At 40.7% G+C, this 11552-nt stretch carries 6 protein-coding genes; all 6 read right to left on the reverse strand.

The window, feature by feature from the left end; genetic code table 11:
* Window positions 1–18: 18 nt before the first annotated feature.
* A complete protein-coding gene (locus RE317_RS19780) occupies window positions 19–2100 on the reverse strand; it encodes a family 20 glycosylhydrolase (protein ID WP_008667678.1) in 2082 nt (693 codons plus the stop codon).
* On the reverse strand, window positions 2097–4544 hold the full coding sequence (locus RE317_RS19785; protein WP_008667676.1) for a sugar-binding domain-containing protein: 2448 nt from the start codon (window positions 4542–4544) through the stop codon (window positions 2097–2099). Before RE317_RS19785 ends, RE317_RS19780 begins: the two co-directional genes overlap by 4 nt.
* A gap of 98 nt (window positions 4545–4642) precedes the next feature.
* Window positions 4643–6184: a RagB/SusD family nutrient uptake outer membrane protein gene (locus RE317_RS19790; RefSeq protein WP_005852886.1), complete on the reverse strand. Its 1542-nt coding sequence runs from the start codon at window positions 6182–6184 to the stop codon at window positions 4643–4645.
* A 13-nt stretch (window positions 6185–6197) separates the two neighbouring features.
* Window positions 6198–9551: a TonB-dependent receptor gene (locus tag RE317_RS19795; RefSeq protein ID WP_008667673.1), complete on the reverse strand. Its 3354-nt coding sequence runs from the start codon at window positions 9549–9551 to the stop codon at window positions 6198–6200.
* Window positions 9552–9703: 152 nt separating this feature from the next.
* The gene (locus RE317_RS19800) at window positions 9704–10639 is read right to left on the reverse strand and encodes a FecR family protein (protein ID WP_005852890.1); all 936 of its coding nucleotides are present in this window, start codon (window positions 10637–10639) and stop codon (window positions 9704–9706) included.
* Window positions 10640–10693: 54 nt separating this feature from the next.
* Window positions 10694–11284 carry an RNA polymerase sigma-70 factor gene (locus RE317_RS19805; RefSeq protein WP_005840110.1) on the reverse strand — a complete coding sequence of 197 codons (591 nt, stop codon included), beginning with the start codon at window positions 11282–11284 and terminating at the stop codon, window positions 10694–10696.
* Between the last annotated feature and the right edge of the window lie 268 nt (window positions 11285–11552).

The raw sequence follows: 11552 nt of genomic DNA on the forward strand, positions 1-11552 counted from the left end.
AGTTTCATTCGTTGTTTCTTATGGAATGTTTTTCTGTCGGGCGGTCTGAGAGTTCATCCATGTTCTTGTCTTCCTTATCATTGGAATTTCATAATAATACCACCAGTCGCTGTTGTTGGTTTTGGCGGCAAGATGGTTGTGGTGGTTTTGGTCAGCAATGTAACCGTCAGGTTGTTCCATAAAACGGGTCTGTGAATAGGTCTCTTCCAATTGTTTTCTCATGGTCTGAAAGTCATTGCACACTTCATTTATTTGTTGCAATGCTGTCTGTTTGTCTTGTTCATGTATAGTGATATCATAGTTGTGCAAGGCTAGAATCAGACGGACAGGGAAGTTGAACAAGTGGTTTGTCTGTTCGTATACCTCTAATGTATAGCGGTTGCGTAAAGCATGTTGTTTAGCCTCTTTTATGCCTTGGCATATTTTTTCATATCGTTTTTGTTCCACCTTTGCTTGGGCTATTTTTTGTTGGTAGGTACGGCTCCATGCTCCCGGTGCGTCTGGATCCGGTAGGCTGATTAAAGTAAAATCAGTAGTTCCCCATGCCGGATTGCGCCTTCCCGAATTGACCAGGGCATCATCAAAGAAAAATGCTTCTTGTTCCAGTTCATCCAGAAAAGCCATATGGTTGTCATTTGGATGAAAGCCAAATTCTCGTTGGGCATGTGCGGCTTTGAAGGCTTCGACTGTCCGTGCTGTTGGGTTCCAGCCATATTCTCCCTGTGCGATGTATCCACGCCACACCGTTTCAGAGTGTGGGGAACCATCATCCCATGCTGTGGCCAAAATTCCTTCCAGTTGATTTTGAGCAACTAATTTGCTGAATCCTTTGATATAGCCGGCCAGTGAATTTTCACGCGGTATAAATGGAGAACTGCCACACGAAGCAGCGGTAGCTCCCATTACTTTCAGTCCTTTGTCATGATACCATTGTAAAATGCGTTGATGCCCCGGTTGGGTGGCATCTTTGTAGTTCCATCGCATATACACACATTCTTTGGGGAATAATTTGATGCTTTCATTCAATTTTTTATCGTTCCATTTTGCTGCTATTTCATCCTGGGTTTCATTACTGTTGACCAAATCCCATACACCGCCATATTTTAATGGCATATCATCCCAGAAAATAGGAATGCGGTTGTGAGCTGTTGCGAAATCGCATACTTTTTTCAACCAGATCATTTGTAGTTCAAATGGAGTTTTTCCGGTGGCTTTACAGCGTTGGTCTATGCCTATGGCGGTAATTTCATCTCCTCCTATATGTAAGTATTTGCTGTAAGGCATGGCTTCGATAGCATCCCGGTAAAGGTCGAATTGCAAATCATAGGTACGAGGGTCAGATGGGCAAAACTCCCAGTCGCTGTCGGGGTTTTCACGTAGTTCCCAATGATGTTTTAAAATAAAACCGGCATGTCCCAAACCTTGGACCAAGGGGGTTATTTCAATATTCCGTTCTTTGGCATAGCGGCATAAGGCTTGCATTTCCTGCTTGCTGATGGCATTGGGGGCACCTATTTCGGGGCGTCGGGTATAACGCAGTTTATCTTCCAGCTCCCAAATAACTGCGTTTATTTTGTATCGGGCCAGTTTGTCTATTTCCTGATAATAATACTCCATGCGGTCTAAATGATGTTTTACATCAAAGTGCACGGCCCGATAGGAAATGGCCGGATAATCGATGATTAGCATGGCTGGAATAAGTATGTTGAAATCCCGGCTGTCTTCCATTAATTGTTCTAAAGTTTGGCAACCGTAGAAGATACCTGTCATGGTTCTGGCTGATATACAGACTCCTTTTTCATTAATTTCCATCATGTATCCTTCCGGAGAAGCAGGAACATGCTGGCTGGTGAGTTGGAGCCGGATGGGTTTCCCTTTTCGTAGGCAACGGGGAAGTTTGTTGAGCATATCTCCCAATATGGGGATGGAAGTTGTGTCTGATGACAGAATATAGGATAACTCCCAATAATTGATTCCTTTTCCAGAAGTCAGTTCTATGGATTGTGGTTGTGGAAGCAACTGGAATGTCTTGTCTAATTCTCGAGAAGCAACCTCTTCTATGAATAAGCATAAACAGAGTAATAAAAGAATTTTTTTCATATCACTTCGATGATTAATTTTTTTTCTACTAATTTTGTTCCTTGTACAGTCAGGGTTCCTTTTCCTTTTTCTTCGTCAGATTGTAATAATACTACACATTTTCCCCGAAAGCAACGGCAGTGGGGCTGTTGGTATGGAAACATATCTGTAGGGTTTCCGTTGTCTACCCCCAATAGCCGGAGTGGTCCACTTACGTGGAAACTGAGTTCATTGGAGGCATAAGGACAAGGAATTCCGTTTTTATCTGTTATGTCGATCTCTATGCGTATGATTTCATCCGAACCGGCTTTTACAGAATACTTGTTACTGGCAAGGGCGACAGAATGAGGTGCTTCTGCACTTTGATAACAGTCTGTTGCCACGATTTTTCCTTTTTTTATGCCTCGGGCTTCTATTTTTCCGGGCGAATAAGGAACTAACCATATCAGTTGCTCCCCTGTATAAGGTTTACTGCCCAAAGATACATTATTTATAAATAACTCTACTGCATCACAGTTGGTATAAATGACTACGGGAATTGTTTTTCCTTCTTTTCCCGGATGCGTCCAATGCGGAAGAAGGTGTACCATTGGTTTGTCGGTCCATAAACTTTGGTAGAGGAAATAGGCGTCTTTCGGAATGGCAGCTATGTCGATAATACCGAAATTGCCACATCGTTGAGGCCATTCGGCTTCACCTAAATAGTCAAAACTGCCCCATCGGAATTCTCCCATTAACCAAGGGAAAGAACAGGTGCGTTGCCATGATTTACGGGCGCTGATACGTACAGAAGCATTGTCGTAGGACGATTGATAATAGGGATAATCGGATTCTTCGGGGAAGCATTCTTTTTCCGTCAGGTCAGGTATAGGAAAGACCCGATGTTTAAATTGTTCCCAGTTTATGTTTCCTTTTTCCCAAGGAGCGGGGAAATCCCGTCTTCTCCATTGTGTCTGGCTTCGGTATACGCCACGGGTTTGATAAGTGTGGGGTACCTCTGTAGCAATGGCACAAAGTGTTGGGTAGTTTTTGTGGAAGTGTTCTAGTTCTCCTATTTCTTCTCCATTTCCATTGAAGCCGATAATGTCTAGATAGTTGATTTTTTTTTGATAATCGGTCTTCATACCTCTAGTAGGATCAGTTCCTCCTTGAGTGACAGGGCGGTCAGGGTCCAGTTGGTGAAATAGGCTGACCAGGTTGTGTTGGATTTCGGGGGTAGCTCCCGTTACTTCGTTGCCGATACTCCACATAATGATAGAGGGATGGTTGCGGTCTCGTTTTATGAAATCAGTCATATCTTTTTGCCACCATTCATCAAAGTAATTTCCATAGTCATCGGCGGCTTTAGGTTGATTCCATCCGTCCAATCCTTCGTTTAGTACCATGATTCCCATCGTATCGCATAAATTATAGAAAGCAGGAGAGAAGGGATTATGACTGGTGCGTATCGCATTACATCCCATATCTTTCAATAATTTGAGACGATAATGAAGTAGGTCGTCGGGTACGGCGGCTCCTACAGCACCGGCTGTATGATGATCGCATACTCCTTTTATCTTTAGTGATTTGCCATTGAGCAGGAATCCGCTGACCGGGTTGAATTCTAATTGACGGAAGCCTACAGGTAATCTACATTCATCTAGTATCTTGTTATCTCTTGTCAGTTGGCATATAAGTGTATAGACGTTAGGAGAATCAGGCGACCATAATAATGGTTTCCTGATGCTCCCTGACAGGAAGCAAAGAGAATCTGCAGATGGGACAAATATTTTTTCAGAAGTATCGGCTATGCTACCGTTGGGAGCTTGTAGATATGTTTTTACTTTGATTGGCTTTTTCTCCTGTGTTTCAATTTCTATAGATAGGGTGTAGGTGGCAGATTGCTTATTTTGTAGCTTGGATCTGAAATGGATTCCGGAATAAGGAATGTGGGTGGGGTTACTGACCAGCAGGTATACAGGACGATATATTCCTGATCCTGTATACCAACGTCCGGTTAATGCTTTGCTGTGATCTACTTTTACAGCGATTTGGTTCTTGCCTTCTTGCAAATATGGAGTTAAATCATATACAAAGCTGATATACCCATTAGGGCGTTTGCCCAGCCAATGACCGTTTATCCATACTTCGCTGTTCAGATATACGCCCTCAAATAGGATTTGTACTTTTTTATTTTTCCATTTGGAAGGAATGGTAAAAGTTTTTCGATACCAGCTTATTCCGGCAGGCAGGAAGCCGCTTTGCCAGTCGGTTCCGTTTTCAAATTGTTTATAAGTGCCTTCTATGCTCCAGTCATGAGGAATGTTCAATATGCGCCATTGAGAATCGTTATATGAGGAAGAAGAGGCTCCTTTGCCTGCATCTCCTAGATGGAATTTCCAGCTTTTACAGAAATTTATGGTTTCTCCGGCAAAAGATGCCAATAAGAAAAATTGTATGCAAACAAATAAAAGGATACGTTTCATGGTTAGTGTGAAGAGAAAGAGGGGCTGAATGTTGCTTGAAGAACAATCAGCCCCAGAACTAATTTACTGATGTTATATATAAGCTAATACCTGTTGATTTACCATCCTTCACTAGGCGTACAAAGTGGATTGGTGTCAAGTTCTTTGGCTGGTATCGGGAAGTAGTTGAACTTATTGATATTACCGGATTTGCCAGTCTGATAGTTTTTATAGCGGGTATCATCACAAGTTTTTAATGTCTGCTCTAACAATCCCCATCTGCGTAAATCGTAGAAACGTTCGCCTTCCACAAAGAATTCAATGGCGCGTTGGTGTACCAGATCTTCAAAAACCCCTTCTTTGGTTATTGGGCCGCTATAGTCATTCAGGTTGGCGCGTCGGCGGATTTGATTAATATATCCGATAGATGTGTCTAAAGCCCCTTTGTTCATATAGGCTTCTGCCAGCATCAATAATACATCGGCATAGCGGATGGCTCTTTCATTGATGAATGACTTGGGAGGTGCCGGCTCATCTTTTTGAGTCTTCCAGTTCTGATATTTCAAAATCCAGTATGTTTTCCACTTGTCTTGTGCAAAAACTTCCCGGAAAGGTCTTTGGTAGTAAGTGCATCCCTCATAGTCCCATGCCACAGAACAGCGGGCACGATAATCAAAATTGCCGTCTTTGTCTTTTTCCTTCCAGAAGATATCCATAATTTGCTGGGTAGGATTTGCTTCATACCATCCTCCGACTTCAGCAGCGGCATATTCTTTAGGGCGGGTATTGGATTGGGTGGAATTGATATTTTCTCCATCTCCCCAAAGATCTGTTCCACCCACATCTTCTATCAATAACTCGAAAATACTTTCGGCATTGTTTTCATGAGTGTCATCAAAATTCCAATTAAAGTCCTCTACTAGTTTGTAGGTGTAAGGATTCTGCGTCAGAGGCTCGAGGACGTTTATCGCTTCTTGCCAATTTTCTTCATAGACATATATTTTACCCAAAGCGGCATAAGCGGCTCCTTGTGTAGGCTTTCCTATTTTATTCGTTATGGGCAATAGGGAAGCAGCGGTTTTTAAATCTTCTTTGGCTTGTGCCCATATATCAGCTTGTGATGATTTTGCTAAAGGGAAAGTCGAGGGAGATTGGGAGGCTGTCAGGCGGAGAGGGGCGTCTTTAAACTCTTTGGCTAACTGGAATAAATAGAAGCCACGTATGAAAAGACATTCTCCTTTTACCGAATTTTGAAAATCGGTAGAAAATTGTTCTTTCTTTTCTTCCAGTTTTTGCATAATGGAGTTGGTACGGTACAAGGCATTGTAAAATTGATAGAACATGCCTTGTGTCAGTGAGTTTGTATTACTATTAGTAAAACGGTTTACTGTATATACATCCGAAATATCGTTGCGGAAGTCGACTTCATCGGCTCGGGCTATTCTCAGCATTACACCGCGAGTTCCATAATAACCGCCGTTTAGGGCATTCTTCAGTGGAGTATAGCAAGAGGTCAAGGCCAGATTGAAATCGGTTTCATCTTTCCAAAAAGTATCTTCTGTTGCTTGGTTGGGATTGGCCTGGTTTAATTGATCTTCGCAGGAACTGAATAGCATGCCTGAAATCAATATGGTCAATGTCGTTTTAATATATGTTTTCATAAGATGTTTATTTTTAGAATGTTACATTTAGTCCTAACATGAAAGTACGGTTAGTCGGGTAAATAAAATTATCAAATCCCCGATAATTGGCATTGTCTGCATTGACATCCGGTGAATATCCGCTGTAACTGGTGATAGTAAATAAGTTTTCAGCGTTAATATACACACGGGCATGCTGTATGGCACCTTTAAACCATGTCTGAGGAAATGTATAACCTAATTGAACACTGCGGAGACGCAAATAAGAACCATTTTCAAGATAACGGTCGGATTCTGCACGGGTATTACGGTTAGGATCATCCCATGTCAGGCGTGGATGGGAGGCATTTTTGTTTTCAGGAGTCCAATAATCCAGGCAACTTGCCAGAAAATTGGAACCTTTGGTTACATCTTCTAATGTCTGACGGGTTGCATTATAAATTTTATTTCCTAACACTCCTTGCAGTCCGATTGATAAGTCGAAATTTTTGTATCTCATATTACCATTCAGCGCGAAAGTAAAATCGGGAAAAGGACTGCCTTGAAATACACGGTCGTCGTCATTGATAACGCCATCGTTGTTGGCATCTACAAATTTTATATCACCCGGTTCGGCGGCTGGTTGTATTTTTTTACCGTCTTTGGCATATGCGTCTACTTCTTCCTGACTATTGAAATATCCGGCTGTAGAGATAAGCCAATAACCTCCAATAGGATATCCGGCTTTGGTTTCACTGGTAGTGATGTTTTGGTTGGTAGAACCGCCTTTGATAGATCCGCTTTCACTTCCCATGGCTATTACTTTGTTTTTATTGAAAGACCCAATTAAGTTGATGCCATACGAAATATCCGGATTGGGTTGGTCCATCCATCCTAAATTGAATTCAAAGCCATTGTTACGTATCTTGCCCGCATTGCGTATAGGGTCATTGGCACCACCGGAAGAGATAGGAATAGGAACGGTCAGCAAGATATCTTTTGTATTTTTCACATAATAGTCTGCTGTTAAGCTTAGTCGGTTATTAAAAGCCATAAAATCAATGCCGACATTAGTCATAGCGGTTTCTTCCCATTTTATATCCGGATTGGCAAAATTTTTAGGAAATGCTCCTTGAAGCAGACCACCGTTGCCATCGGGATAATTGATGCCGGTAGTGATGGTGGAGGAATATTGATAGTTATCGATTTCTTGATTTCCTAAAACGCCATATCCGCCACGAAGCTTTAGCTGATCAAGCCAATGCACGTTTTCCATGAACTTTTCTTCGGCCACATTCCATCCTAATGAAAAAGAGGGGAAGTAACCATATCGATTGTTCTTACCGAATTTGGAGGAACCGTCCCGGCGGATAGTGGCGGTGAATAAGTATTTATTTTGGTAGGAATAGAATACGCGTCCGAGAATAGAGGTAAGGACACTTCTCCATGAATTGCCTTCGTTGCTGCGATTGGTTGTGGCTGCATCTATTTCTTCTAATCCCTGGGGTAATCCTTCACCATAGGCTTGTATGTGGCGGAATCTGCTGTCTTGATAGGTATAACCTGCCAATGCTGAAATTTTATGCTCTCCGAACGTACGGTCGAAAGTTAATAAATTTTCAACAAGTATATTACGTCTCCTTCTTTGTCTTTCTGTTAATTGGGTGATGCTGTTGGTCGCTAATCCAAAATCATATTTATTGAGATAATTCTTATATCTTTCGAAAGAAAAGTCTGGAGTTAAATTCAGTTTGTATTTTAGTCCTTTAAAAAGTTCAATTTGTGCATACAAGTTAGCGAATATTTTTACATTTTCGTTATAACGGTCCATGATGTTGTCATCAATAATGGCCAATGGGTGAGGAATGTTTACCACATCACCATATGTGCCACCATATCCACCTTCACGAGTATCATCATATTTTTCCAAAGTAGGAACACTTTGCAGAATGGTGCCAATCATGCCGCCTCGAAGTTCCTGGTGAAGGGGCTTGTCATGACTGAATGAAATAATGAGATTTGTTCCAGCAGAGAATATCCCTCTTTTATAATCATTCTTGGATTGGATATTATACCGTTGGTAATTGGTACCTTTTACAATACCGTCTTGGTTGAAATAACCTAAGCCGGTGTAATAAGTGGAATATTTTCCACCACCTTTTACAGACAAATTGTAGTTTTGCATCAGTGCGGGGCGAAACATGATGTCTTGCCAGTCATTGTCTGGTTTGTTAGCCAGATCGGTAGCCATGTCTAATGCCGGTTTGCCGATAGCTTGACGGGCTATAGTGGTAACTTCTGCCCATCCTTTGGCATCTAGCATATCAAGAAATTTGCTGGCAGTTGATATACCTAAGTTGACAGATAAATCAATGATAGGTTTTCCTTCTGTGTTACTTCCTTCTTTGGTAGTGACAATGATAACACCGTTGGCTGCACGGGAACCGTAGATAGCTGCGGATGAGGCATCTTTCAATACGTCAATGCTGGCAATATCATTGGGGTTGATATGATCAATACTGTTCATATACATGCCATCGACAATGTAAAGAGGGGAGGCGTTGTTTAGCGTACCAATACCGCGGACCATGATACGGGTTCCCGAACCTGGGGCACCACCTTGAGATACGATGTCTACCCCTGCAATTTTGCCTTGCAGCGCTTGGCCGATGTTGGCGTTACTTTGTGTATTTAGTTTTTCTGTGTTAATGTTTGCAACAGATCCTGTCAAGTCTGCTTTTTTCTGTACACCGTATCCAATGACTACCACTTCATCAAGAGTTTTTGTATCTTCTTTTAATAGAAAACGGATACTTTTTTGGTTGTTGATAACCGTTTCTTGTGTGAGGTAACCAATGTAGGAAACTTCGATAACAGATTGTGGTTCGGCTTCAATACTGAAGTTGCCATCTATATCTGTGATTGTACCTGTTGTGGTTCCCTTTATACGGATGTTGGCTCCGATAATGGGTTCTCCGCTGACATCTGTTACCGTTCCCGTTACTGTTTTAGCTTGTTGTTGAGCATGCAAGTCTTTAATAGCTTCTGTAGTTAAAATAATGTGTGTACCTTCCAGTTCATAGTTGATACCGGTCCCTGACAGAATTCTGTCCAGTACTTGTGCTACGGCTTCATTTTTGACCTTTACGGAAGTAATTTTGTTAATATCTACTTGGTTATTGTAGATAAAAAGATAATCAGTTTGGTTTTCAATTTCATTCAGGATCTTATCCAGTTTAACATTATTCATACGTATGCTGACTTTTGCATTTTGAGAATGGGCATTCCCAGCATACGAACAGAACACACAGACCATCAATAGGAAAGTGGAAATTCTCATAATTCTAAAGATTTGTTTAAATCGGGGATTTTTGAAGCAATATCTCCCCGACAAAGTGTTATTTTTCATACCTTTGCGTTGATTTAAATAGATTTTTTTACTTGAAAAATTGTTTTGAGTCTATGCCGGTAAGTGCGGCAACACTTATCGGCATTTTTCTTTTTAAGGTTAACTTGAGCTTTTCTTCATAGGCTTGTTGTTTTTAGGTTAGTATTGTCTGGTCAATTGATGTAAATAATTTCTTCATCGTTGGCTCTTTCATATTTAAAATGGATATCCCTTTGCAGCACTCTTAATGCATAATCAATACCGTCTGCTTGACGGAACTTGCCATTATAGGAATATTTCAATACCTTTTTGTTATTGATGATGATCCGGATACCATAATATTTTTCAAAATCTTCCATGATGGTCTGGAAAGGTTCATCTTTAAAACAGATCAAACCTTCTTTCCAGCGGTAAGGAGTGAAATCGTTTACTTTGGTAACTGCCAACTGCCCGTCTTTTACATATGCTTTATGATGAGGCTTCAAGGTTATTGTCTGTTCAGGAAAGTGCTGTGAGGTAACTTTTACACTACCTTTCATTAAAGTTGTTTCAAACGCCGTTTGGTCAGGATAAGCATCTACATCAAACTGTGTACCCAAAACTTCAATGTCATATTTGTCTGTCCGTACAATAAAAGGAGTTTTTTTCTTCTTGGTTACATCAAAATAAGCTTCTCCTTTTAAAAAAACTGTTCGTTGCTTTTGGCTGAAAGTGACCGGATATTGTAAAGTGGTACGGGCATTCAGCCATACATTAGTTCCATCTGGTAAAGTAATATTGGTACGTTGTCCTGCCGGAACAGATACTGTATTCATGGCAATGACTTCATTTTCCGATTTATATTCCTGATATAAATAGTTAATGGTAAGCGTCAGTATGATGACGGAAGCTATTTTCAGCCATTGACGAATAATTTTGGGAATTCGTTTGGTGGAAATGCAGTTATTTGTAGTTTGGTCATCATGCACCATGAGGGCATCGAACAATTTACGCTCTTTGTAAAAAATGCGCTTGTTCTCTTCGGATGCTTCCATCCATGCTCTTATGTCCATGCCTTCTTGTATAGAAGTAGTTCCGGCAAAAAAACGATGTAGTTTCTCTTTTTCCATTTTATTGCATTCTTTTATGCTTCTATATAAACAGCACTTCAGAATGGAAAATTCCTAGTGGCATTTCATAAAAAAATAGAGAAAGAGTGGAAAATAATCTTTTAAGTTAGTCTGAAGCATCTTTAATGCCTTGTTTATATGGAAATCTACTCCTTTGGGGGTGATATTCATGAGAACTGCAATTTCCTTATAGGATTTGTTTTCGTATCGGCTCAACATGAAGATAGTACGGGTTTTTTCGGGCATGTCGGTGAGGGTTTGTTGGACGAGTTCTTGAATTTCGGAAATAAAAAGCTCATAAGGTTCGCATGCTTGTAAAGTGGCGATCCGGGTATTCAGTTCCCATTCATAGTAATCTTTTATTTTATCCGAGTATTCTTCATGAATTTGCTGATGACGCAGATAATTCAGGCATTTGTTTTTTATAATTGTTAAGATATAGGCTGGAATATTGGAATCTTCGCTTAAGGATTGCCTGTTTTCCCAATAATACATCATCGCCTCAATAGTAATATCTTCTGCTGTGGTTAAATCTCTGACATAAGTATTGGCGAAGCGTACAAAACGTCTTTGAAACTCCTTGTAGAGTTGGTTAAAAGAGGTAATGTCTTCTTTATAGTGCTTTATCTGGATGGGGTCGGTCATCTTATGCGTCGTTTGATTCATGATTAGTACAAAAATACATTTTTTTTATTAGTACTACAATTTTTCGAATGTGAAACGTATGAATCACCTGTAAAAATATGGAGAGTGTAGGGGGATATGCTTATTTTGTATCAGAAGGTACGCTTTCCGCTGACCCGAAAATCCGCTGACCTGAAGTTCCTTTTCTTTTTCGGCTCAGCGGAAATTTCTGGTTGTTAAGTTTTAAAATTAGCTACCTTTGCTTACCTTTGTTTTATGAAACCCGAAC

The sequence above is a fragment of the Phocaeicola sp. GP0067 genome (assembly GCF_031119655.1).
Taxonomy (GTDB): domain Bacteria; phylum Bacteroidota; class Bacteroidia; order Bacteroidales; family Bacteroidaceae; genus Phocaeicola; species Phocaeicola vulgatus.

Excerpts from the sequence above, each read along its gene's own strand:
- RE317_RS19805 (WP_005840110.1), bottom strand. The coding sequence starts at position 11,284 with ATGACCGACCCCATCCAGATAAAGCACTATAAAGAAGACATTACCTCT.
- RE317_RS19790 (WP_005852886.1), bottom strand. The coding sequence starts at position 6,184 with ATGAAAACATATATTAAAACGACATTGACCATATTGATTTCAGGCATG.
- RE317_RS19795 (WP_008667673.1), bottom strand. The coding sequence starts at position 9,551 with ATGAAAAATAACACTTTGTCGGGGAGATATTGCTTCAAAAATCCCCGA.
- RE317_RS19785 (WP_008667676.1), bottom strand. The coding sequence starts at position 4,544 with ATGAAACGTATCCTTTTATTTGTTTGCATACAATTTTTCTTATTGGCA.
- RE317_RS19780 (WP_008667678.1), bottom strand. The coding sequence starts at position 2,100 with ATGAAAAAAATTCTTTTATTACTCTGTTTATGCTTATTCATAGAAGAG.
- RE317_RS19800 (WP_005852890.1), bottom strand. The coding sequence starts at position 10,639 with ATGGAAAAAGAGAAACTACATCGTTTTTTTGCCGGAACTACTTCTATA.